Raw genomic sequence first — 26,070 nt, forward strand, 5'->3', positions numbered from 1 at the left:
GGTGGCGGCCGGGGCGGTGGCGCGGCGGTTCATGAGGCCGTGAGATCCCGGCCCAGCAGCTCGAACATCCCGTCGAGCAGCTCGAACATCTCGTCATCCGTGGCCGATTCGATGTCGTCCAGCTCCAGGGCGGCGAGGGTGGACTGGACGCGGTCGAGCTCCGCGAGCGCGGCGGTGTCCACGTCCGCGGACTCCCCTCCCGATGGCAGGAGTTCCTCCCGCAGCAGCCCGGCGAGGTCGTCGGCGGTCGGGTAGTCGAAGACGAGGGTGACCGGCAGCCGAAGGCCGGTGGCGGCGTTCAGCCGGTTGCGCAGGTCGACCGCGGTGAGCGAGTCGAAGCCCAGCTCCTTGAAGGCACGTCCGCTCTCGACCGCGCCCGCGTCGGCGTAGCCGAGGGCCGCGGCCGCCTGCTCACTCACCAACTCCACCAGAGCGGTGTGGCGGTCGGCCGGGCTCAGCTCCACGAGCCGGGTACGCAGCGCGGCGGCGCCACCGGCCTCCTCCCGCTCCGCTCCGGCCGGGTCCTGTCCGGTGCCACCCGCCTCGGGGAGGTCGGCGAGCAGTGGCAGCGGCCGGGTGGCGGACAGGGCGGACGCGAAACGGCCCCAGTCGATGTCGGCCGCCACGAGGAAACCATCACCGTGCGCGACCGTCTGCCGCAGCAGTTCCAGGGCCCGCGCACCGTCGATGGGGGGCGCGCCGCGCCGTCGCAGCTGGTCAGCCACCTCGCCGTCGATCATTCCGCCGCCCGCCCAGGCGCTCCAGGCCACCGAAGTGGCGGGCAGGCCGTCCGCGCGGCGCCGCTGGGCGAGCGCGTCGAGATACGCGCTGGCCGCCGCGTAGTTGCCCTGTCCGGCGGCGCCCACGGTGCCGGCGATCGAGGAGATCAGGACGAACGCGTCGAGGTCCAAGGCGTGGGTGAGCTCGTGCAGATGGCGCGCGCCCGCCACCTTGGGGCGCAACACGGCCTCGATCCGCTCCGGGGTGAGGGCATCGACGGTGGCGTCGTCCAGCGCGCCCGCGGCGTGTACCACGGCGGTCAGCGGGAGGCCCACGCCATCGCCCGTGACCGAGTCCAGCAGGCGCTCCAGCGCCTCGCGGTCGGCCACATCGCAGGCGGCGACGGTCACCCGGGCGCCGCGTTCGGTCAGCTCGGCCTCCAGCTCGGCCGCGTCCGGGGCCCGCGGCCCACGGCGGCTGACGAGCACCATGTGTTCGGCGCCCTCGTCGGCCAGACCGCGCGCGATCTGGGCGCCGACGCCACCGGTGCCACCGGTGATCAGGACGGTGCCGCGGGGCTGCCAGCGCTCTCCGGAGCGGCCGGCACCGGCCCGCCTGAGCCGCCGGGCGAGGGTGCCCGAGGCGCGGATGGCCAGCTGTTCCCCGCCACCTCGGCCGCCCAGGGCGCGGGCGAGCGCCCGTAGGGAACCCTCGTCGAGGCTGCCGGGCAGATCGATCAACCCGCCCCAGCGCTGCGGGTGTTCCAGGGCGACCGCACCGCCCAGGCCCCAGACGAGGGCCTGCGCGGGGGCTCCGAGACGGTCGGCGCCACCGGTGGAGACCGCGCCACGGGTGACACACCACAGGGGCGCGTCGATGCCCGCGTCGCCCAGCGCCCGCACCAGGGCGAGTGTGGTGGCGAACCCGGTGGGGATGTCGCGGTGTTCGGGGTGCGGTGCCTCGTCGAGGGCCAGCAGGGACACCACGCCGCCGGGTGCCCCGGCCTCTCCCAGGGCCTCGGTGATCCGGGTGGCGAGCCGGTCGCGGTCGGTGTCGTCCGCGCCGATCCGCACGGGAACGGTCTCGACGCCGAGCGCGGCGAGCCCGGCCACGATGGCCTCGGTGGCGACGGGCCCGGCCTCGGCGGCGCCGGTTTCGATGGCTCCGGTTTCGGCGGCGCCGGAGTCCGCGGCGCCGGAGTCCGCGGGCCCGGCCTCTGCGGGCACCGCTACCAGTAGGCGGGCGGGGAGGGCGAGGGGCCGTTGTTCGTCGAGCGACTGCCAGCCGACGCGGTAGCGCCACGAGTCGAGCAACGCCTGGTCGCTCAGCCGGGATCGCCACGAGGAGAGCAGCGGAAGCACCTCGCTGAGCGGTGCGTCGGCGTCCGCGCCCAGCGTGGCCGTGAGCGTGTCCAGGTCGGCGTTCTCCACCGCGCTCCAGAACTCCGCCTCCGCCGGGCCGGTGGCCGACTCGGCGACCGGCCCGACCTGGGGCTCGACCCAGTGGCGGGCGCGCTGGAACGCGTACGTGGGAAGGTCGACACGCCTGGCTCCCCGCCCGGCGAACAGCCCGCGCCAGTCCGCCTCCGCGCCGTGGACATAAGCCTGGGCGAGCGAGAGCAGCATCCGCTCGGGGCCGCCCTCCTCACGGCGCAGGGTGCCTATGACGGCGGCCGAGCCGTCGGCGGCCTCGACGGTGGCCTCCATGGCGGCCGCCAGCACGGGGTGCGGGCTCACCTCCACGAACAGCCGGTGGCCGCTGGTGAGCAGCGCCCGGGTGGCCTCTTCGAGCCGCACGGTTTCCCGCAGGTTGCGCGCCCAGTAGGCGGCGTCCAGCCCGGCGGTGTCCAGGGGTTCACCGGTGACGGTGGAGTGGAAGAGGGTCCGCGAGGTACGCGGCCGGATGGGGGCGAGGATCCGCAGCAGCTCATCGTGGATCTGCTCCACCTGGGCGGAGTGCGAGGCGTAGTCCACCGGGATCAGCTTCGCCCGTACGCCCTCGGACTCGCACTCCGCCTGGAGCTCACGCAGCGCGTCGGGTTCGCCGGACACCACGATCGCGCCAGGACCGTTGACGGCCGCGACGGAGATACGGCCATCCCATGCGGCGATCCGCTCCCGCACCTCCTCGACCGGCAGCGAGACGGACATCATGCCGCCGTGTCCCGCCAGCCCACGCGCGATCGCCTGCGAACGCAACGCCACCACCCGCGCCCCGTCCTCCAACGACAACCCACCCGCCACCACAGCCGCAGCAATCTCCCCCTGCGAATGACCCACCACCGCAGCAGGCACCACCCCACACGACCGCCACACCTCCGCCAACGACACCATCACCGCCCACAACACCGGCTGCACCACATCCACCCGACCCAACGCCACCTCATCACCCAACACATCCAGCAGCGCCCAATCCACAAACGGCCCCAACGCCGCCTCACACTCCGCGATCCGCCCCGCGAACACCGGCGACGAATCCAACAACCCCACCGCCATCCCCACCCACTGCGACCCCTGACCCGGAAACACAAACACCGGACGGGCCTCCACCACCGCAGCGCCCTCACCGCGCACCACCCCGGCGGACGCCCCTCCGGAGGCCAACGCCGCAAGTTGAGCCAGCAGTTGGGGGCGGTCCGCGCCCACCACCGCGGCGCGGTATTCGAAGGCCGACCGTCCGGTGGCGAGCGAGTGGCCGACATCGGCCGGGGACACCTCGGGGCGCTCGTTCAGATGCGTCAGCAGGCGCTCCGCCTGTGCCCGCAGGGCTGCTTCGCTCCTGCCGGAGAGCACCCAGGGGACGGCGGGGCCACCGAGCGCGGTGCCGCCGAGGGCGGTGCCACCGAGGGCGGGTGCGTCGAGCGCGGGGGCGTCGTCTTCGCCGTCCTGCCCGGCCTCCCCGGCCTCTCCGGCCTCCGCGTCATTCGGGGCCTGTTCGAGGATGACATGGGCGTTGGTGCCGCTCACGCCGAACGCGGACACCCCTGCGCGGCGCGGGCGGCCACGCTCCGGCCACTCCCTCGCCTCGGTCAGCAGCTCGACGGCGCCGGAGGACCAGTTGACCGCCGGGGACGCCTGGTCGACGTGGAGTGTCCTCGGCAGCGTCGCGTGGCGCAGCGCCATCACCGTCTTGATGACCCCGCCGACCCCGGCCGCCGCCTGGGTGTGGCCGATGTTGGACTTGAGCGAGCCGAGCCACAGCGGATGGCCCGCGGTGCGGCCCTTGCCGTAGGTGGCGAGCAGCGCGCCCGCCTCGATCGGATCGCCGAGCGCCGTGCCGGTGCCATGGGCCTCGACGGCGTCGATGTCGTCCACCGTCAGCCCGGCGGCGGTCAGCGCCGCCTCGATGACCCGGCGCTGTGCCGGGCCGTTGGGCGCGGCGAGGCCGTTGCTGGCACCGTCCTGGTTGATGGCGCTGGAGCGCAGCACGGCCAGGACCGGGTGGCCGTTGCGGCGGGCGTCGGACAGCCGCTCCAGCAGCACCATGCCCGCGCCCTCGCCCCAGCCCGTGCCGTCGGCACCCGCGGCGAAGGACTTGCAGCGGCCGTTGGCGGCCAGTCCGCGCTGGTGGCTGAACTCGACGAAGACACCGGGGGTGGCCATGACCGCCACCCCTCCGGCCAGCGCCAGCGAGCATTCGCCGCGGCGCAGCGCCTGGGCCGCCAGATGCATGGTCACCAGCGAGGAGGAGCACGCGGTGTCCAGGGTGATGGCCGGTCCCTCGAGGCCGAGGGTGTACGAGATCCGGCCGGAGGCGACGCTGGAGACATTGCCGATCAGCAGATGCCCCTCGACGCTCTGCGGCGCATACCGCGGGTCTCCGCCGTACTGGAACGAGGCGAGGCCCACATAGACCCCGGCCCTGGTGCCCTTCAGCGAGAGCGGGTCGATGCCCGCACGTTCGATCGCCTCCCAGGACACCTCCAGCAACAGCCGCTGCTGCGGGTCCATGGCAAGCGCCTCACGCGGGGAGATGCCGAAGAACGCCGGGTCGAACTGGTCGGCGTCGTGGACGAATCCGCCCTCCCGGGTGTTGCAGGTGCCGGACCGGCCCGGATCCGGGTCGTAGAGCCCCTCGACGTCCCAGCCCCGGTTGGCGGGGAACTCGGAGATCGCGTCCCGGCCCTCGGCCACCAGCCGCCACAGGTCCTCCGGCGAGCGGACACCGCCGGGGAAGCGGCAGCCCATCGAGACGATGGCGATCGGCTCCCGCTCGTCGGCCTCGATCCGCTCCAGCCGGGCTCGGGCCTGCTTGAGGTCGGAGGAGACCCGCTTGAGGTAGGTGAGGAGTTTCTCTTCGTTCTCGTTCGCCATCAGGAAGCCCCGAATTCGTTGTCGATGAAGTCGAAGACCTCGTCGGCGGTGGCGGAGAGGAGGCCGGTGTCGGGGGACGGCCCGCCGGTGTGTTCCCCGGGCGTGCCGCCCAGCTTCGCCATGAGGTCGTTCAGACGCCCCGTCAGCCGCTCCCGCACCCCGTCGTCGGTCAACAGCTCCGGCAGCGCGGACTCCCACCGGTCCAGGTCGTCGAAGAGGGTGCGCGCGTCCGCCGGGTGGGCCGACGGCAGCTCGCCGCGGAGGTACTCGGCCAATGCCACGGGCGCCGGATAGTCGAAGACGAGGGTGGCGGGCAGGTCGAGTCCGGTGACCGCGGCCAGCCGGTTGCGCAGTTCGACGGCGGTGAGCGAGTCGAAGCCCAGCTCCTTGAACGGGCGGCCGCCGGCCACCGCGTCGGACGAGGAGTGGCCGAGTACGGCCGCCGCCTGGGCATGCACCAGATCCCGCAGCGCCCGGTCCAGGTCCTCGCCCGGCAGGCCCGCGAGGCCCGCCAGGAAGGTGTCCGCCACATCGTCCGGCCCGGTGGAGTCGGGGGCCGCCGTGGTGGCGAGGGCGTCGCGCACCTCCGGCAGCTCGCCGATCAGCGGCCGGTGGCGCGCCGCGGTGAAGCCGGGGACGAAGCGGTCCCAGCGCACATCGGCGAGGACGAGGGAGGTCTCGCCGGTGTGCAGTGCCTCGCTCAGCGCGGCCACCGCCAGCCGCGGTTCCATCGCGGGCAGTCCACGGCGGCTGAGGTGCTCCGCCACCTCACCGTGCTCGATCATGCCGTGGTCGGCCCAGGGGCCCCAAGCCACGGAGGTGGCGGGGAGACCGCGTGCCTCGCGGTGCTCGGCGAGGGCGTCCAGATGGGCGTTGGCGGCCGCGTAGGCGCTCTGCCCGCCGCTCCCCCAGGTGGCGGCGATGGACGAGAAGAGCACGAACGCCTCGAGGTGGTCCTGGTCCAGCAACGCGTCCAGGTGGGTGGCGCCCAGGACCTTGCCGTCGGCCATCTCCGCGAAGTCCGCCACCGTACTGTCGGCGAGCTGGGAGAACTCCACGACGCCCGCGGCATGGAAGACGGCACGCACCGGTTCGCCACCGGAGGTGATCCGGCCCAGCAGCGCCGCCACCTCGCCGCGGTCGCGGACGTCGCAGGCCGCCACGGTCACCCGGACACCGCCCTCGCCCAGCGCGATCAGCTCCTCGCGCAGTTCGGCGGCGCCGGGCGCCGCCGTGCCACGGCGGCTGGTGAGTACGAGGTGTTCGGCGCCCGAGCGGACCAGCCAGCGGGCGATCTGGGCGCCGAGCCCACCGGTGCCCCCGGTGATCAGCACGGTGCCACGTGGCTTCCAGCTCTCCCGGCCCGGTGTGCGCAGCGGTGCCCGGACGAGCCGCCGGACGAACACCCCGGCGTCGCGGAGGGCGAGTTGGTCCTCCGGGCCGCTGTCGCCGACGATGCCGGAGAGCGCGGCGCACAGCCGGTCCGCCGACCGCTCGTCGAGATCTCCGGGGAGGTCGACCAGGCCACCCCACCGCTGGGGGTGCTCCAGGGCCACGACCCGGCCGAGGCCCCAGGTGGCGGCCTGTGCGGGGCTGCCGAGCGGATCGGATCCGCTCACCGACACGGCCCCGGTGGTGGCGAGCCACAGCGGGGCGGCGATCCCCGCGTCGCCCAGCGCCTGGACCAGCCCGACATTGAGGGCCAGACCGGTGGTGAGCGCGGTGTGTTCGGGGTGCGGACCGTCGTCGAGGGCGAGCAGCGAGAGCACACCGGCCGGTGTGCCGCCGGTGTCCGCCTCGCGCCGCAGCCGCTCGGCGAGCACGTCACGGCCCGCATCACGGACCGCGTCACGGCCCGCATCACGAACCTCGTCACGGCCGGTCGTGGCCACGGTGAGGGGCACGACGCGCGCCCCGCGCCGACCGAGTGCGGCCACCACTGCGGCGACCCGCGCGCTGTCCGCCCGGCCCTCGGGCACGGCCAGCCACCAGGTGCCGGACAGCGGTGCCGTACGTTCCCCGATGGCCACCGGGGACCAGGTGATCCGGTAGCGCCAGGAGTCCACGGTGGCACGGTCGCTCTGGCCCCGGCGCCAGGAGGAGAGCGCGGGCAGCAGTTCGCCGAGCCGTGTCTGCTCGTCGATCTCCAGGGTGGTGGTCAGTGCCTCCAGGTCCTCGTGCTCGACCGCCTCCCAGAAGCGCGCCTCCACGGAGGACGCGTCGGTGGCGGCTGCGCTCGGCGTTCCCGGTGTGGCGGGGTCGAACCAGTAGCGCTGCCGCTGGAAGGCATACGTGGGCAGCTGCACCCGATGCGCACCGCGCCCGGCGAACACCGCCGCCCAGTCGACCTCACCACCGTGAGCATGCACCTGGGCGACCCCGGACAGCAGCGCCTCGGTCTCATCACGGTCCTTGCGCAGCAGCGGGACGAACGCGGCAGCAGGCTCGGAGACGCACTCGCGGCCCATGGCGGAGAGCACACCGGCCGGGCCGATCTCCACATAGCGGGTGACACCCTGGCCCTCAAGGAACCGTATCCCGTCCGCGAAACGCACCGCCTGACGCACATGGCGCACCCAGTACTCCGCCGAACACACCTCCTCACCCGCCGCCTCACCCGAGACATTCGAGACGAGAGCGATATGCGGCGTGGCGTAGCTGATCCCGGCGGCCACCTCGGCGAACTCGCTCAGCACCCCCTCCATCAACGGCGAATGGAACGCATGCGAGACGCTCAGCCGCTTGCTCTTGACCCCCACCGCCTCCGCCACCGCCAGCACCGCCGACTCCTCACCGGAAATCACCGTCGCCACCGGACCATTGACCGCAGCCACACTCACCCGGTCCTCATAACCAGCCAGACGCGGCGTCACATCCGCCTCGGCGGCCTTCAACGACACCATCGCGCCACCCTCCGGCAGCCCCTGCATCAGCCGACCCCGAGCCGCCACCAACGCACACGCATCCGCCAGCGAGAACACCCCCGCCACATACGCCGCAGCCAACTCCCCCACCGAATGCCCCACCAGGAAATCCGGCACAACACCCCACGACTCCACCAACCGAAACAGCGCCACCTCCAAAGCAAACAAACCCGTCTGCGTAAACACCGTCCGATCCAACACCGCCGCATCCCCACCGAACACCACATCCCGCACCGAACCATCCACATGACGATCCAACTCCGCACACACCGCATCGAACGCCACCGCGAACACCGGAAACGCCCCGTACAACTCCCGCCCCATACCCAGCCGCTGCGCACCCTGCCCGGTGAACAGGAACGCCGTCCTGCCCTCCGCGTCGGCCACCGTGCCGGGCGTGACGCCGGTGGCAAGCCGCTCCAGTCCGCTCAGCAACTCCTCGCGGTCACGGCCGACGACCACCGCACGGTGACCGAAGGCGGACCGGGTCAACGCCAGCGAATACCCCACATCCACCGCACCCAACTCCGGCCGCTCCGCCACGAACGACCGCAACCGCCGCGCCTGAGCCCGCAACGCCCCCTCACCGCGCGCCGAGAGCACCCACGGCACCACATCGGTGTGCACGGAGAGCTCCGGCTCCGGTTCGGTGGCCGGGTCGGCGGGCGGTTCCTCCAGGATGACGTGGGCGTTGGTGCCGCTGATACCGAAGGCGGACACCCCGGCGCGCCGCACCCGCTCGCCCGTCGGCCACTCCCTCGCCTCGGTCAGCAGCTCGACGGCTCCCGACGTCCAGTCCACATGCGGTGTGGGCTCCTTGACGTGGAGTGTCCTGGGCAGCAGACCGTGGCGCATCGCCATGACCATCTTGATGACACCGGCGCCGCCCGCCGCTCCCTGGGTGTGGCCGATGTTGGACTTCAACGCGCCCAGCCGGAGCGGCTGTTCGGCCTGGCGGTCCTGGCCGTAGGTGGCGAGGATGGCCTGGGCCTCGATCGGGTCGCCGAGCGTGGTGCCGGTGCCATGGGCCTCGACCGCGTCCACATCGGCGGCCGACAGCCCGGCGTTCGCCAGCGCCTGGCGGATCACTCGCTGCTGGGACGGGCCGTTGGGGGCGGTGAGGCCGTTGCTGGCACCGTCCTGGTTGACGGCGGAGCCGCGTACCAGCGCCAGCACCTCATGGCCATTGGCCCGGGCGTCGGACAGCCGCTCCAGGAGCACCATGCTGACGCCTTCGCCCCAGCTGGTGCCGTCGGTGTCCGAGGAGAACGCCTTCGACCTGCCGTCGGGGGCCAGGCCGCGCTGCCGGCTGAACTCGATGAACAGGCTCGGCGTCGACATCATCGTCGTGCCACCCGCCAGTGCCATCGAGCATTCGCCCTGGCGCAGCGCCTGCGCCGCCTGGTGGATGGCTACCAGGGAGGAGGAGCATGCGGTGTCGATGGTGAGCGCCGGGCCCTCCCAGCCGAGGGAGTAGGCGATACGGCCGGAGACCACGCTGGCGGCCTTGCCGGTCAGCAGATAGCCCTCCATGTCTTCGGGGATCTCGCCCAGCCGCGAGGCGTAGTCCTGGCCGGTGGAGCCGATGAACACGCCCGCGGGGCTGCCCTTGGTGGAGTGCGGGTCGATCCCGGCCCTTTCCAGCGCCTCCCAGGAGGTCTCCAGCAGCAGCCGCTGCTGCGGGTCCATGGCGAGCGCCTCGCGCGGGGAGATCCCGAAGAACTCGGGGTCGAAGTCGTAGGCGTCGTAGAGGAAGCCGCCTTCCTTCGCGTAGCTCCTGCCCGGGGTGTCGGGGTTGGGGTCGTACAACTCCTCGACGTTCCAGCCGCGGTCGGTCGGGAAGGTCGAGATCACATCGCGGCCGTCCGCCACCAGCTCCCACAGCTCCTCGGGGCCGCGGACCCCGCCCGGCAGTCGGCAGCTCATGGCCACGATGGCGATCGGATCGTCGTCGGCGGGGCGGACGGCGGCCACCACGGCCGCCGCCTCCGGGCGCTCGCTCAGCGCCTCGCGCCGCAGATGGTCCACCAGCACGGCGGGGGTCGGATAGTCGAAGAGGAGGGTGGTGGGCAGCCGCAGCCCGGTGGCGGCACCCAGCCGGTTGCGCAACTCCACGGCGGTCAGGGAGTCGAAGCCGACCTCCCGGAAGGCTCGGGTGGCCTCGATGTCGTCCGGGGCGGCGAGCCCCAGCACGGCCGCCGCGTGTTCCCGCACCAGGTCGAGCAGGAACGGGTTCCGGTCGGCCGCCGCCAGTGCGGCCAGCCGTCGGCCGAACGAGTTCTCGTCGGCTTCCGCGACCCCGCCGCCTCCGCCACCAGCCCGTACGACCCGCCGGACCGGCATCCTGACCAGGCCGCGCAGATAGGCGGGTACGGCGTCCTGCCCCGGGGTGCCGCTCGCGGCGCGCCCGCGCAGCTCCGCCAGATCGAGCCGTACGGGTACGAGCGTGGCATCGCCCGCCGCCCGCGCCGCGTCGAAGAGTTCCATGCCCTCCGCGCTGGGCAGCGGACGGATGCCGGAGCGCGCCATGCGCCGCACATCGGCGTCGGCCAGATGGCCGCTCATGCCGCTGCGCTGCTCCCACAGGCCCCAGGCGAGGGACTGGGCGGCCAGACCGCGGGCCGCGCGGTGCTGGGCGAGGGAGTCCAGGAAGGCGTTGGCGGCGGCGTAGTTGGCCTGTCCGGCGTTGCCGATGGTGGCGACGACGGAGGAGTAGAGGACGAACGCGGCCAGGTCGTGGTCCGCGGTCAGCTCGTGCAGATTCCACGCGGCGTCCACCTTGGGCCGCAGCACCCGGTCGAGCCGTTCGGGGTCCAGCGCGTCCACGACGCCGTCGTCGAGCACGCCCGCCGCGTGGATCACCGCGGTCAGCGGATGCGCGTCGGGTATCGCGCCGAGGAGCCCGGCGAGCGCCTCCCGGTCGGCGGCATCGCAGGCGGCGACGGTGACGGTGGCTCCCAACTCGGTCAGTTCGGAGCGGAGTTCGCCCATACCGTCGGCCGCGGGTCCACGCCGACTGACCAGCAGCAGATGCCGTACGCCATGCTCGCCCACCAGATGGCGGGCGACGAGCCCACCGAGGGTCCCGGTGGCGCCGGTGATGAGAACGGTGCCCTCGGGGTCCAGCGGCCGGCGGCCGTCGGCGAGCCCGGCGGTCCGGGTGGCGGCGCCCTCGACGGCCTTGGCGGCGGCGGCCGCGGTGCCGGTGCCACCGGCCTCCTTGGCGGCGGCAGCCCCGGCAGTCCCGGAGGCCCCGGCAACTCCGGTGGCGGTGGCCTCGGCCACCCCGGTGGCGGCAGCCCCGGCAAGCCCGGTGCCGGTTACCTCGGTGGCCGAGGCAATCCTGGTGGCGGCCCCGGCGGCTCCGGTGGTGGCGGTGGCCTCGGCGGGCGCCGTCCCCCTCGCCACCCGCCCCAGCCGGGGCACCCTCACGAGTCCGTCTCGTACCGCGCACTGAGGTTCGCCAGAAGCCACCGCGGCCGGGAGAGCGGTCGCCGACTCCGGATCGGTGTCGAGGTCGACGAGGGTGAAGCGGCCGGGGTGTTCCGACTGGGCCGAGCGGACCAGGCCCCATACGGCGCCGTGTGCCACGTCCGGGACCTCTTCGCCGGGGACGGCCGCGACCGCGCCACGGGTGACGAACACCAGCCTGGAGGGGGCGAGGCGCTCATCGGAGATCCACCGCTGGATCAGCGCGAGCACGCGGTGGGTGGCCTCGTGGGCCGCCTGCGCCACATCCGCGTTGCTCTCGGCGGCGCACGGCACCAGCACGGCGTCCGGCACCTCCGCCGTCTCCTCGTAGGGCACCGCGTCCACGGCCGCGGAGAGCCCGAGCGGGTCATCGCCCAGCACCGCCCAAGTGGCCGGGGCCGCGGCGGTGTCCGCGGCGGCGGGCGCCACGGGCGCTGTGGGCCACTCCAGGCGGAACAGCGACGGGTGGAGGGCGGAGCGGCCGCCGATCGGTCCGGGCGTGTCCACCACGCGTACGACGAGCCGGTCCACCGAGACCACCGGGGCGCCGTCGAGGTCGGCCGCGGCGACCGCGTAGGTATCGGGACCGGTGGGCGTCAGCCGCACCCGCAGCGCCGTGGCACCCGTGGCGTACAGGACGGCGCCGCGCCACGAAGAGGCCAGCCGCGCTCCGCCGCCGTCGCCCGGGGTTTCCACCGCGTCGAGCGCCGTCTCCAGCAGCACCGGGTGCAGCCCGTAGCGCTCGGCGTCGGCCTCCTCGGCCTCGGTCAGCCCCACCTCGGCGTAGAGGTCCGCGCCGAGCCGCCAGACGGCGCCGACGCCTCCCGCCGTCTCCACCGGGACCGCGTCGGCCGGTGGCCACGCGGCGAGGCCGATGTCAACGGCGGGGGCTCCGGTGGCCAGGACCGCCGTGGCGTACCGCGTCCAGGGCTCGTCGGAGTCGGCGTCCTCGGCGCGCGCGTGGACGCTGAGCGCGCGCGAGCCCCCGTCGTCCGGGGCGCCGACGCGCACCTGGATCACCGCGGCGCCCTTCTCGGGCAGCACCAGCGGCGCGTCAAGGGACAGTTCCTCGATCCGGTCGCAGCCGACCTGGTCGCCTGCCCGGATGGCCAGTTCGGCGAGGGCGCTGCCGGGGAGCACGGCCGCGTCCGGGCCGGTGCGCTCGGTCAGCCAGGGATGGTCCTGTGCGGAGATCCGGCCGGTGAACAGATGGCCGTCCGCCCCGGCCAGCGGCACCGCCGCGCCCAGCAGCGGATGGTCGGCCGCGTCGAGCCCCGCCGCCGCCACATCGCCGGCCGCCACCGGCTTGTCCAGCCAGTGGCGCTGCCGCTGGAACGGATACGTCGGCAGCTCCACCCCCAGTTCGCCGTGGCCCTGGCCACCCGCGAACACGGTGTCCCACGACGGCTCGACCCCTTGGACGTACGCCTCGGCGAACGAGCCGGCGAAGCGCTCCGGGCCGCCCTCGTCCCGCCGCAGTGTGCCGATGACGGCGGCGTTCCCACCGGCGTCCTCGACGGTCTGCTGGAGCGACATGGCGAGCATGGGGTGCGGCGAACACTCGACGAACGCCGTGTGGCCGTCGGCAAGCAGCGCCCGGGTGGCCCCCTCGAAGTCCACCGGCTCGCGCATGTTCCGGTACCAGTAGTCGGTGTCCAGCTCCGCGGTGTCCAGCGGGCCGCCGGTCACCGTGGAGTAGTACGCGATCCGCGAGGCGCGCGGCCGCACCCCGGCCACCTCGCGCAGCAGCCGTTCGCGCAACCCGTCGACCTGCGGGGAGTGCCCGGCGGTGTCCACGCCCGGCACCCGGCGGGACTTCACCCCGTCGGCGGCGAGCTCGGCCATGAAGGCGTCCAGGGCCTCCGGGTCGCCGGATACGGTCACGGTCCCGGGGCTGTTGACGGCGGCTATGCCGAGCCGTTCGCTCCACGGCCGAAGCCGCTCGGCGACCGCCCCGGCCGACGCCAGCACCGAGAGCATGCCGCCCTTGCCGCTCAGCTCGGCCCACGCCTGGCTGCGCCGGGCCACCACCTTGGCCGCGTCCTGGAGCGAGAGCCCCCCGGCCACATACGCGGCGGCGATCTCGCCCTGTGAATGGCCCACCACCGCGGCCGGTTCGACACCGTACGAGCGCCACAGCGCCGCCAGCGACACCATCACCGCGAACAGCGCGGGCTGGACCACGTCGATGCGGGACAGCGACGGGGCGCCCGGCTCCCCGCGCAGCACCGCGCGCAACGACCAGTCCAGGAAGGGCTCCAGCGCGTCGGCGCACTCCTCCAGCCGCTCCGCGAAGACCGGCGATGCGTCCCACAGCGGGAGCGCCATCCCGATCCACTGCGAGCCCTGCCCGGGGAAGACGAACACGGTCTTCCGCCGACTGTCCGCCGTGCCCTGGACCACCTGGGGCGCCGGGGTGTCCCGCGCGAGCGCGCCGAGCCCGTCCAGCAGCCGCTCCCGGTCCCGGCCGAGGATCACGGCGCGGTGGCCGAAGGCCGTCCGGGTGGTGGCGAGGGCGTGGCCGAGTGCGGCGAGGTCGGTGCCGGGGTGGTCGGCCAGGCGGTCCCGCAGCTGCTCGGCCCTGGTGCGCAGCGCCTGCTGGGTGCACCCGGTCAGTACCCAGGGCAGCACGGGCAGCCCCGGGGCCGCCGGGTGCGGCTCGTCGTGCACGGTGGCCGGTTCGGCCGGGGCCTGCTCCAGGATGGCGTGTGCGTTGGTGCCGCTGATGCCGAAGGACGACACGCCCGCGCGCCGGGGCCGCGCGGCCTCGGGCTCCGGCCACGGCCGGGCCTCGGTCAGCAGTTCCACGGCCCCCGACGACCAGTCGACATGCGGCGAGGGCTCGTGTACGTGCAGGGTCTTGGGCAGTACGCCGTGGCGCAGCGCCATCACCATCTTGATGACCCCGGCCACGCCCGCGGCCGCCTGGGGGTGGCCGATGTTGGACTTCAGCGAGCCCAGCCACAGCGGCCGGTCCTCGGCGTGCTCCTGGCCGTAGGTGGCCAGCAGCGCACCGGCCTCGATCGGATCGCCGAGCGAGGTGCCGGTGCCATGGGCCTCGACCGCGTCCACATCGGCGGCGGTCAGCCCGGCGTCGGCCAGCGCCTGCCGGATGACCCGCTGCTGGGCCGGTCCGCTCGGGGCGGTGAGGCCGTTGCTCGCGCCGTCCTGGTTGGTGGCGGAGCCGCGCACCAGCGCCAGCACCCGGTGGCCGTTGCGCCGCGCGTCCGACAGCCGCTCCAGCAGCACCATGCCCACACCCTCGCCCCAGCCGGTGCCATCGGCGTCGGACGAGAACGCCTTGCAGCGGCCGTCGGGCGACAGCGCCTTCTGGCGGCTCAGCTCGACGAAGATCCCGGGGCTGGACATCACGGTGGCGCCGCCGGCCAGCGCCAGCGAGCACTCGCCCTGGCGCAGCGACCGTACGGCCATGTGCAGGGCCACCAGAGAGGACGAGCAGGCCGTGTCGACGGTGATCGCCGGGCCTTCGAGACCCCAGGTGTAGGCGATACGGCCGGAGGCGACGCTGGTGGTGCCACCGGTCAGCAGATAGCCCTCGAACCCCTCCGACGCCTCGTCCATCCGCGGCCCGTAGTCCTGTGGCATGGCGCCGACGAAGACACCGGCGTCGCTGCCCTTGAGCGTGGTGGGGTCGATCCCGGCGCGCTCGAACGCCTCCCACGCGGTCTCCATCAGCAGCCGCTGCTGGGGGTCCATCGCCTGGGCCTCGCGGGGGCTGATGCCGAAGAAGGCCGGGTCGAACTGGTCGGCCTCGTAGAGGAATCCGCCCTCGCGCACATAGCTGGTGCCATGGCGGGCCGGGTCCGGGTCGTAGAGCCCCTCCAGGTCCCAGCCCCGGTTGGCGGGGAAGCCCGCGATGGCGTCTCGACCCTCGCTGACCAGCTGCCACAGCTGTTCGGGGGTGCGCACCCCGCCGGGGAGCCGGCAGCTCATCGCCACGATGGCGATCGGGTCGTCGTGGCCGGTGGCCACGGGCCGGGTGGCGGCCGGGCGCGGGGCCACGCCCGGCCGGGAGCCCACCGCCACGTGCTGGACGTGGCGGGAGAGGGCCAGCGGGGTGGGGTGGTCGAAGAGGACGGTCCCGGCGAGCCGTGTGCCGGTGGCGGTGCTGAGGAGGTTGCACAGCTCGACGGACATCAGCGAGTCGAAGCCGAGCTCCTTGAAGATCTTCTCGGGGTCGACGGCGTCGGGGCCCGGAGAGCCCAGGACCCAGGCGGTGTGGGTACGGACCAGCTCGAGCGCCACGCGCTCGCGCTCGGCGGCGTCGGTCAGGGCCGCGAACTCCTGGCGCCAGGAGAGGGGTTCGTCGGTGGCGGCGTCCTCGGTGCCGTGGAGGTCGGTGTCCAGCCAGTAGCGCTGCCGCTGGAAGGCGTACGTGGGCAGCTGCACCCGATGCGCACCGCGCCCGGCGAACACCGCCGCCCAGTCGACCTCACCACCGTGAGCATGCACCTGGGCGACCCCGGACAGCAGCGCCTCGGTCTCGTCACGGTCCTTGCGCAGCAGCGGGACGAACGCGGCAGCAGGCCCGGAGACACATTCCTGGCCCATGGCGGAAAGCACACCGGCCGGGCCGAGCTCCACATAGCGGGTGACACCCTGGCCTTCGAGGAACCGCATGCCGTCCGCGAAACGCACCGCCTGACGCACATGACGCACCCAGTACTCCGCCGAACACACCTCCTCACCCGCCGCCTCACCCGTGACATTCGAGACGAGCGCGATATGCGGCGTGCCGTAGCTGATCCCAGCGGCCACCTCGGCGAACTCGCTCAGCATCCCCTCCATCAACGGCGAATGGAACGCATGCGAGACGCTCAGCCGCTTGCTCTTGACCCCCACCGCCTCCGCCACCGCCAGCACCGCCGACTCCTCACCGGAAATCACCGTCGCCACCGGACCATTGACCGCCGCCACACTCACCCGGTCCTCATAACCGACCAGATGCCGTGTCACATCCGCCTCGGCAGCCTTCAACGACACCATCGCGCCGCCCTCCGGCAACGCCTGCATCAGCCGACCCCGAGCCGCCACCAACGCACACGCGTCCGCCAGCGAGAACACCCCCGCCACATACGCCGCAGCCAACTCCCCCACCGAATGCCCCACCAGGAAATCCGGCACAACACCCCACGACTCCACCAACCGGAACAGCGCCACCTCCAAAGCAAACAAACCCGTCTGCGTAAACACCGTCCGATCCAACGCCACCGCATCCCCACCGAACACCACATCCCGCACCGAACCATCCACATGACGATCCAACTCCGCACACACCGCATCAAACGCCACCGCGAACACCGGAAACGCCCCGTACAACTCCCGCCCCATACCCAGCCGCTGCGCACCCTGCCCGGTGAACAGGAACGCCGTCCCACCGCCAATCGTCGCCGTGCCCGGGACCATGCCCGCGGCCAGATCGTCGAGGCCCCTCAGCAGCTCCTCGCGGTCGCGGCCGACGACCGCCGCACGGTGACCGAAGGCGGACCGGGTCAACGCCAGCGAATACCCCACATCCACCGCACCCAACTCCGGCCGCTCCGCCACGAACGACCGCAACCGCCGCGCCTGAGCCCGCAACGCCCCCTCACCACGCGCCGAGAGCACCCACGGCACCGCGTCCGGGGCCGTCGGCCGTTCCGGGGCTGGGGTCAGGGCCGGAGCTGGGGCCGGGGTCGGGTTCTCGGCGGGTGCCTGTTCCAGCACCATGTGCACATTGGTGCCGCCCATGCCGAACGAGCTGACGCCCGCGAGCCGTGGGGCGTCCGCCTCCGTGGCCCAGGTGTCAAGGCTGGTCTGGACCGTCAGGCCCAGGGTGTCCAGGGGGATCGCGGGGTTCGGTGTCTCGTGGTTGAGGGTCGGGAACAGCTCGCGGTGGGCGAGCGAGAGCACCGTCTTGATGAGGCCGGTGATGCCCGCCGCGCCTTCGAGGTGGCCCACGTTCGTCTTGACGGAGCCGACCCGCAGGGGTGCGTCGTCGGCCCTGCGTGCGCCCAGGACGGCGCCCAGCGCCTCGGCCTCGACCGGGTCGCCGACCTTGGTTCCGGTGCCGTGCAGTTCGACGTACTGGACCTTGGCGGGGTCGACCCCGGCGCGCTCGTAGGCGGCGCGCAGCATGGCTTCCTGCCCGTGGGCCGCGGGGGTGGTGAGGCTGTCGCCGCCGCCGTCGTTGTTGGCCTCGGAGCCGCGGATCACACACAGCACGGGGTCGCCGTCGCACAGCGCGTCCTGGAGTCGCTTGAGCACGACGAGACCGCCGCCCTCGCCGCGCACATAGCCGTTGGCGCGGGCGTCGAAGGTGTAGGAACGGCCGTCCGGGGAGAGCGCGCCGAACCGGGAGGCCGCGATGAAGCTGTCGGGGGCGAGGTTGAGCTGGACGCCGCCCGCCACGGCGGTCTCGGTCTCGCCGCGTCGCAGGCTCTCGCAGGCCAGGTGTACGGCGGCCAGCGAGGAGGACTGCCCGGTGTCCACGGCCACGCTGGGGCCGCGCAGCCCGAGGGCGTAGGAGACGCGGTTGGCGATGATGCCGCGGTTCAGGCCGGTGAGGGTGTGCTGGGTGATGGCGGCCGGGTCGCGCCGGTGGACCAGCGTCGCGTAGTCATCGGCGATCGCGCCGATGAAGACTCCGGTGCGGCTGCCTTCGAGATGTGCGGGGAGGAGTCCGGCGTTTTCCAGTGCCTCCCAGCACAGTTCCAGCGCGAGCCGCTGCTGGGGGTCCATCGCCAGTGCCTCGCGGGGGGAAATCCCGAAGAACTCCGGATCGAACTCCGCTGCCGTTTCGACGAACCCGCCGAATCGAATGCCGGCGTCCCGCAGCTCATCGGCATACCGGTCCGCCGGGATCCGAGTGATGGCACTCTCTCCATTGCGCAGCAACTGCCGGAACTCATCCGGGGTCGATGCGCCCGGCACGCGACATGCCATACCGATGACCGCGATGTGCCCGTCACGCACCAGGGAGTTCTCCGACATCACGACCTCAGACTCTTCTCTCAGTTGAGATACGACGCGACTGGACTGACCATGATCCGGAAGTCGACGGTATGGGGCGGGAGTCGACTCAACCACCCCTAACCGCATCCACCCCTAACCGCAGGTGTAGGGGTGGTCATATCTTCTTGAGCGGCTCCCACCAACCGCGGTGTGCCATGTACCACTTGGCGGTTTCCGCGAGACCGTTCTCGAATGACATCTCGGGGCGGTATCCGAGTTCCGCGGAGATCTTCGCGATGTCCACCGAGTAACGGCGGTCATGGCCCTTGCGGTCGGGCACCCGCTCGATCAGCGACCGGTCGGCGCCGAGCAGTTCGAGCAGCCGTTCCGTGAGTTCCAGATTGGTCAGTTCGGTGCCGCCGCCGATGTTGTAGACCTCGCCGGGTCGGCCGTTCTCGGCGACCAGGGCGATACCGCAGCAGTGGTCGTCCACATGCAGCCAGTCCCGCACATTTCCGCCGTCGCCGTAGAGCGGCACCGGTCTGCCGTCCATGAGGTGGGTGACAAAGAGCGGAATGACCTTCTCGGGGTGCTGGTAGGGGCCGTAGTTGTTGGAGCAGCGGGTCACGCAGACCGGCAGTCCGTGGGTGCGGTGGAAGGCCCTGGCCAACAGATCGGATGACGCCTTGGAAGCGGAATACGGCGAGTTGGGTTCCAGCGGTTCCTCCTCGCTCCAGGAGCCGCTTTCGATGGAGCCGTAGACCTCGTCCGTGGAGATGTGGACGAATTTTCCGACCTCCGCGTTCGCGGCCGCGTTGAGGAGGGTGTGCGTGCCCAGGACATTGGTGCGCACGAATTCCTCGGCGCCGGATATCGAGCGGTCGACATGTGATTCGGCGGCGAAGTGGACCACCAGATCGGTGCCCCGCAGCAGCTCGCCGACGAGTTCGCCGTCACAGATGTCGCCGCGGACGAAGCGCAGCCGGGGGCTGTCGGCGACCTCGGCGAGGTTGGCCTCGCTGCCCGCGTAGGTGAGCTTGTCGACCACCACGACCTGGGCGTCCGCCCACGCCGGGTACGCCCCTGTCAAGGTCTGCCGGACGAAGTGGGAGCCGATGAAGCCCGCGCCGCCGGTCACAACTATGCGCACTGGAGACAACCCTTCAGCGGTGATTGGCCGCGATATCCATCAGATATTTTCCGTAGTCCGTCTTGCCGAGCTCGGCTCCGAGCTCGTAGCAGGCGGCGGCGTCGATGAACCCCATGCGGAAGGCTATCTCTTCGAGACAGGCGATCCGCACTCCCTGGCGCTGTTCCAGAAGCTGCACATACTGGCCGGCCTGGAGCAGCGAGTCATGGGTTCCGGTGTCCAGCCAGGCGAATCCGCGGCCGAGCCCCACGAGCCTGGCCTTTCCGCGTTCCAGATAGACGCGGTTGACGTCCGTGATCTCCAGTTCGCCGCGTGCGGAGGGCCGTACGTTCTTGGCGATGTCCACGACGTCGTTGTCGTAGAGATACAGACCGGTGATGGCGAGGTTGGATTTGGGTGCGGCCGGCTTCTCCTCGAGGGAGATCAGCCGACCGTGCTCATCCATTTCTCCGACACCGTAGCGCTCGGGGTCCTTGACTCCGTAGCCGAAGAGCACACAGCCGTCGACATGGCTTGCCTCATGGTGCAGCATCTTCGAGAAGCCGGGCCCATGGAAGATGTTGTCGCCGAGGACCAGCGCCACCTGGTCATCGCCGATGAATTCGGCTCCGATGATGAATGCCTCGGCGATTCCATTGGCATCGGGTTGTTCGGCGTACTCGATCGAAAGGCCGAGTCGGCCGCCGTCGCCGAGAAGCGCGCGGAACAGCCCCACATGGAGCGGGGTCGAGATGATCTGGATTTCCCTGACACCGCCGAGCATGAGCACCGACAGCGGGTAGTAGATCATCGGTTTGTTGTAGACGGGAAGGATCTGCTTCGACACCGCATGTGTCAAAGGATGCAGTCGGGTACCGCTTCCTCCGGCGAGGACTATGCCCTTCATGCGGCCAGAAGCTATCAACGCCGTCGGCCCGCGCTCCAGGTCTGCCGGGGCGATAGGGGGGTAATCAGGGGTGGGCATGGAACAGGGGTGGCCTCATGCGGCCACCCCTTCCGCGGGACATCGCCCCCGTCATCGCTCAGGCGATTTCATCCACCTGGGCCCGCAGCGCGGTCGGCAACTGCTGTCGGCTCCTTATATTCAGCTTGCGGTAGACCCGCGTCAAATGCTGCTCGACCGTGCTGATGGTGATGAACAGGTTGGCGGCTATTTCCCGGTTCGTATAACCGTCCACCGCCAGGGCGGCGACCCTGGCCTCGGATTCGCTGAGCTTGGTCCCCAGGGACGGCGGCACCGCGGGTTTCGGGCCGAGCGGTCCGGACACCGGCCGCACCACCGGCCGTGGATCGCGGGCCTCCAGACCGGAGTCGAGGCGGATCCGGGCGCACAGCTCCTCGGCGCCGCACTCCTTGGCCATCCGCCAGGCCCGGCCCATGATGGCGTCGGCCCGTCCCAGCTCCCCGGAGCCGCGCAGCGTACGGCCCAGATCGTCCAGCGCCCGGGCCAGCTCCAGGCGGTCGCCGGAGCACTGCAACTCCTCCACGGCCTGGCCGAGCAGCCGGGACCGGTTCTCGATGTCCCCGGCCGCGGCCAGTATTCGCAGCGAGACCCCGCGGACCCGGGAGTCCCCGGCGCCGTTCCTGGCCAGCTGCTCGGAGACCAGGTTCGCGGCCTTCTCCCGGTCGCCGAGCTCCAGCCATGCCTCGGCGGCGTCGGAGCGCCAGGGCAGCAGCGCCGGCTGGTCGAGCTCCCACAGCTGGGCGAGCCGGCCGGCCATCAGGAATTCGCCGAGCGCCGCGTTGATGCGGTTGGTGGCCAGGTAGTAACAGCCGCGGGCGCGGGTGTAGCCCAGTCCGTAGATGCTCTTGAACAGCGCCTCGGGGACCGGGCGGCTCAGCTGCCGGGCCGCCGCGTCGTACTTGCCCATCGCCGTGTACGCGAGGATCTGGCTGGCCAGGGGGCCGCCGATGAAGACGCTTCCGTCGCGGCCTGGCACGATCTCCAGGGCGGTGGTCGCATAGGCCGCCGACTCCACGAGATTGCCCTGCCGCAGGGCGATTTCGGCCCGGATCGAGGCGAAGATGGCCCGCCAGCCCGGCGCCCGGCGCCGCTCGGCCTCGTCCATCAGCGCATCGCACCACGGCGCCGCCTTGTCCGGGCGGCCCGCGTACACCAGTGCGTTCACCGAGTTGACGATGGGTTCGAAGGTGGCGTCGGTGAGCGGCGAGACCTCGAGCACCTTCTCCGCCGCGGCCACCGGCGACTCCTCGCTCCCCCCGCGGCCGAAGAAGCCGCTGAACGCGGCCGTGATCGTCGACAGCGCGGAGGGTCTGCGCGATCTGAGCTGCGCCCGGGTGGCGCCGGCGTCCTCGCCCTGGCGCGCCGCGGCCCCGGGGGGCCGGTCCTGCGCACCGGACTCCTGGGCCCAGCGGGCGGTCATCCGGAACTGGGACATCGAGGCGGGTCCCGCGTTGCTCATGACGGCGTTGAGCCGGCCGATGGCGCCGCGCGCCTCCTCGATCCGGCCGTGCGCGAGCAACAGCTCGATCAGCCGCCCGATATGGGCGGCGGGCAGCCGGTCGGCGTACAGCGCGGCCAGCGGCTCCGCCAGCATCCGCTCGGACGCCGACGGGTTGAGCCGCCACATGATCCCGGCGGTGCCGATCCTGATGCCGGCCCGCAGCTCCTCGTCCTCGCAGGCCGAGTACGCCAGCTCCAGGCAGGCGACCGCCAGCTTGGCGTCGTCCTCGGCGAGCGCCTGCTGCGCGGCGTCCCGCAGCAGCGGCACCGCCCAGGGCTCGTCGGCGGACTGGGCGGCGAGCAGATGGCGGGCCACGGCGAGGGTCGCCCCGCCGCCCTGGTGCAGCAGTACGGCGGCGCGGCGGTTCATGTCCAGCCGGGCGTCGGGGTCCATGTCCTCCAGCACCGCGGCCTCGACGTACGGGTGGCGGAAGGCGAGCCCGTCGACGAGGCCGGCCGCGTCCAGCGCTGCGGCCCCGCGCCGGGTGCCGGTGGGGCCGATGCGCAGCAGCCGGCCGAGGAGTTCGAGGGAGGCGGACGCGCCGAGCACCGCGATACCCTCGGCCAGCCGGGAGACGATGCGCCCGCTGCGGTAGACACAGGTGAGCGCGGCCTGGACGAACATGTCGCCCACCACGGGCTCCACCGCGCCGCCGCGCCGTGGCGGCGCCCCCGCGGTGCGGTAATCGTCTATCACCGCGCGTAGCAACAACGGATTACCGCCGCTCACCTCATACCAGCTGTAGGCCACATCGGCCGAATCCGGAAGCCCCAGCCGGGTGGTGAGCAGCTGCGCGGTCTCCTCCCAGGACAGCCTCTCCAGCCGCAGCCGCTGGAAATTGGGCTGACGCAGCAGTTCGGTATTGAAGACGGCGTCTTTCTGCTCGCTGTCCGTCGCCTGCGCGAACACCATGAGGAGTTTGGCGGAGCGGGAACGGGTCGCCAGATACAGCAGGTACTGAAGTGACGTCGCGTCGACGAGTTGGAGTTCGTCGACGCAGATCACCACCGGTTCGCGGGAGGCGAGTTCATGGAGTGCGGCGCGGAACTCGCGGGCTCCCTGAACATGGGTCGGGGTTGCGTCGGCGCGATCGCCACCAGGGGTTTCATGGGGCTGTGCGACGCCGAGGGGGGCCTGGTCGAGGGCCCGGTGCAGATGGTCGGCGGTGGCTTTGGGCAGCCGGGGGGAGTCCAGGAGCTGGCGCAGCGTGCCGAGCGGAGCCCGGTCGGCCGAGGTGCCGTATGCCTTGAGGACGAGGGCTCCGGCCTTCGCCGCATGGGCCGTGACGGCTTCGAGCGTATGGGTTTTGCCGCAGCCGACCGCGCCCTCGACGAGTACGAGGCCCGCCTCCCCGGCCAGACATCGGGAAAACGTCCGCCGAAGTCTGTCGAATTGCGCGTCGAATTGTCTGGCTCTGGCCGATAAAAACACCATTGCTCGCACCCCCGAATGCGACGCGAAGCACTGCTCACGGCAGTCCGAACGCCTTCCGGCAAGCTATACGCCCACCGGGCACGCCACCATCGCCGCACGTAAAATCATCGTTAACGAATTACCAATTCTGGGCAGACTGCCCGACGATCGACAAAATCGATCCGCCCGGTCCACCCCTACGTGGGGCGACACCTTGAAGCCGAAGTGCACCGATACCCTGACACGCCTGCACCACCCCCGTTCACGTGGGCATTTGTTCGGAGGGCGCCAGCATACACGAGACCCCCTAGCCGCAGGCGGGAGAATCCATGACCTCCTTGGCTCCGACACGAAGTGGTCATCGATAAGGGCATCACAAGATCCACTTCGAACATTTTTTTGCCCGTTTTGAGGGCTAATGCGATTCTTATGTCCGTTGCCCTCGGTAACCGCAAGCGATTCGCCAGGAATTCTTCTGCCATAAAGTGGACAGCGAGTCGGCACGCCTATTCCCGTACCGATGAATTCCGAGGCCACCCACCCGCCGCCGGACTGTTCCAATGACATCCGCGCGTCCATTGTCATCGCTCATGGAGGTGCAGCCCCCGCCCTCCCTTGCGACCCAGGTGACCCGCCTCGACCAGCCGCTGAAGATGGCGGGCCGGGGTCAGGGCCGGATCCCGGAAGGTGCCGTGCAGGGTGCGCTGGATGGCGAGGGAGACATCCAGGCCGATCACATCCAGCAGGCGCAGCGGCCCCATCGGATAGCCCTGTCCGGCCGCCATCACCGTATCGATGTCATCGGCGGTGGCCCAGCCCTCGTCCAGCATCGTCACCGCGCTGTTCAGATAGGGAAAGAGCAGGGCGTTGACGATGAAACCGGCCCGGTCCGGGCAGTCCACCGCACGCTTGCCGAGCGCCGCGGCCAGCGCGTGCGCCGTGCCCAGGGCCTCCTTGGAGGTCAGCACGGTGTGCACCACCTCCACCAGCCGCATCACCGGAGCAGGGTTGAAGAAGTGCATCCCGATGACGTCCTCGGGCCGCCGTGTCGCCATCGCGCACTCGATGACGGGCAGGCTCGAGGTGGAGGTGGCGAGCACCGCCCCCGGTGCGCACACCCGGTCCAGATCGGCGAAGACGCCCCGCTTGACGTCGATGTCCTCGGCCACGGCCTCGACCACCAGGTCGCAGGCGCCGAGCGCCTGGAGTTCGCAGCCCGCGGTCAGCCGGCCCATCGCCTCGGTGAGCAGCCCGGGCGCCAGCTTGCCACGCCGCACCCCGCGCTCCAGCGAGCGCTCCACGGCGGCCGCTGCCTCCTTCGCGCGCCGCTCGCTCCGGGCCACCAGCACCGTCGGATAGCCCGAGCGCGCACACACCTCCGCGATACCGACGGCCATGGTGCCCGAGCCCACCACCCCGATCCGCCGCACGGCGCGGGCCGGTACGGGCTCGCCCAGGCCGTCCGCCGCGCCACCCCGGGCCGCGCCGCCCGCCCCGTACTCGTAGAAGCCGCGGCCCGCCTTCACCCCCACCAGACCGGCCGTCACCATATGGGCCAGGGTGGGCGCGGGCGCGTACCGCGGATCACCGGTGCGCTCGTACAGCGCCTCCAGGGAGTCCCGCGCGGTGTCCAGGCCCATGGCGTCCAGCTGGGCCAGCGGCCCCATGGGCAGTCCGCAGCCCAGGGTCATGGCGGTGTCGATGCTGTCGCGCGAGGCGTAGCGCCGCTCGTACATGGCCACCGCGTTGTTGAGGTACGCCATGGTGAGCGCGCCCCCGATGAAGCCCGGCCGGTCGGCCACCGGCACCGGGATCCGGCCCAGGTCGCGGATCAGCTCCCGGACGTCCGCCAGCACCGCGTCCGCGGTGAGCGGGGTGCCCACCACCTCCACCGCCGGCGACTCGCGGTCGGGTCCCAGCGGGAAGAGGTGCAGTCCCACCGTGCGGTCGGTCCGCCCGGAGCCGAAGGCGATCTCGGTCACCGGGAGCCCGGTGGTCGTGGTGGCGAACACCGTCTCCGGCGGACACTCGGCATGGGCGCGGGCGAGCAGCCGGCGCTTGGTCTCCAGCCGTTCGGGGACCGCCTCGATCACCAGATCGGCCCGTGCGGCGGCCGCCGGGTCGGTGGTGAACTCGACGGCGGATTCCGCCGCGGTCACCCGCTCCCGGCCGCGCCGCAGGGCCGGTTCGTCCCGCTCCACGGCGATCACCCGCCGGCCGCCGCGGACCAGGGCGTCCACGAGGTGGCGGCCGGTGGTGCCGAGCCCGAACACCGCGACGGTGGAAAAGCGCTGTGCCATGCCGATGAGTCCTTTCGCTGGCCGGTACCTTGCGTTTACTCACGGACCGCGGCGCCCGGAGCGCCGATCCGGTGCCGCACCGGACAGGCGGTGGCGGGCCGGGGGTGCTCGGGGGTCGAGGTGGCGACCACGATCCGGCCGAGCTGATCGGCGCGGATCCCGGCGTCCGCGAGTGCGGCGCGGGCGGCCTCCACGGCCGGATCGGAGGTGGCCTCGTGGCCGGCGGCGTAACGACGGCTGTGGATCCCGGTCTTGGCGGAGATCCGCTCCGGGGTCATCCCCACGCGGCCGCCGCCTTCGCCGGTGCCATCGCTGTCGTCGCGGTTCGCGGGGTGCGGCAGTGCTCACGAAGAAGGCGGT

Annotated in this window: 7 protein-coding genes; all 7 read right to left on the reverse strand. The window is 72.1% G+C overall.

The annotated features are described in order from the left end of the window. Positions 1-29 precede the first annotated feature (29 nt). The 7 genes from AB0E24_RS23255 to AB0E24_RS23285 all read right to left on the reverse strand — a co-directional run bounded on the left by AB0E24_RS23255 (position 30) and on the right by AB0E24_RS23285 (position 25,994). Positions 30-5,048: a type I polyketide synthase gene (locus AB0E24_RS23255; protein ID WP_435865313.1), complete on the reverse strand. Its 5,019-nt coding sequence runs from the start codon at positions 5,046-5,048 to the stop codon at positions 30-32. Continuing rightward, a complete protein-coding gene (locus tag AB0E24_RS23260; RefSeq protein WP_359379552.1) occupies positions 5,033-18,421 on the reverse strand; it encodes a type I polyketide synthase in 13,389 nt (4,462 codons plus the stop codon). The genes AB0E24_RS23255 and AB0E24_RS23260 overlap by 16 nt, the downstream gene beginning before the upstream one ends. A gap of 136 nt (positions 18,422-18,557) precedes the next feature. Further along, complete coding sequence (gene rfbB / locus AB0E24_RS23265) at positions 18,558-19,532, reverse strand: dTDP-glucose 4,6-dehydratase (protein ID WP_359379555.1); 975 nt, start codon at positions 19,530-19,532, stop codon at positions 18,558-18,560. A 13-nt stretch (positions 19,533-19,545) separates the two neighbouring features. Continuing rightward, entirely contained in the window at positions 19,546-20,418 is an 873-nt protein-coding gene (gene rfbA / locus AB0E24_RS23270; protein ID WP_079259957.1) for a glucose-1-phosphate thymidylyltransferase RfbA, read from the reverse strand. 136 nt (positions 20,419-20,554) lie between these two features. Then, on the reverse strand, positions 20,555-23,431 hold the full coding sequence (locus AB0E24_RS23275; protein WP_102936560.1) for a helix-turn-helix transcriptional regulator: 2,877 nt from the start codon (positions 23,429-23,431) through the stop codon (positions 20,555-20,557). A 560-nt stretch (positions 23,432-23,991) separates the two neighbouring features. Continuing rightward, entirely contained in the window at positions 23,992-25,710 is a 1,719-nt protein-coding gene (locus tag AB0E24_RS23280) for a 3-hydroxyacyl-CoA dehydrogenase family protein (protein ID WP_359379557.1), read from the reverse strand. 35 nt (positions 25,711-25,745) lie between these two features. Continuing rightward, on the reverse strand, positions 25,746-25,994 hold the full coding sequence (locus tag AB0E24_RS23285; RefSeq protein ID WP_359379559.1) for a beta-ketoacyl-[acyl-carrier-protein] synthase family protein: 249 nt from the start codon (positions 25,992-25,994) through the stop codon (positions 25,746-25,748). Positions 25,995-26,070: the final 76 nt, after the last annotated feature.

Source organism: Streptomyces malaysiensis subsp. malaysiensis, assembly GCF_040653035.1.
Classification (GTDB): Bacteria; Actinomycetota; Actinomycetes; order Streptomycetales; family Streptomycetaceae; genus Streptomyces; species Streptomyces malaysiensis.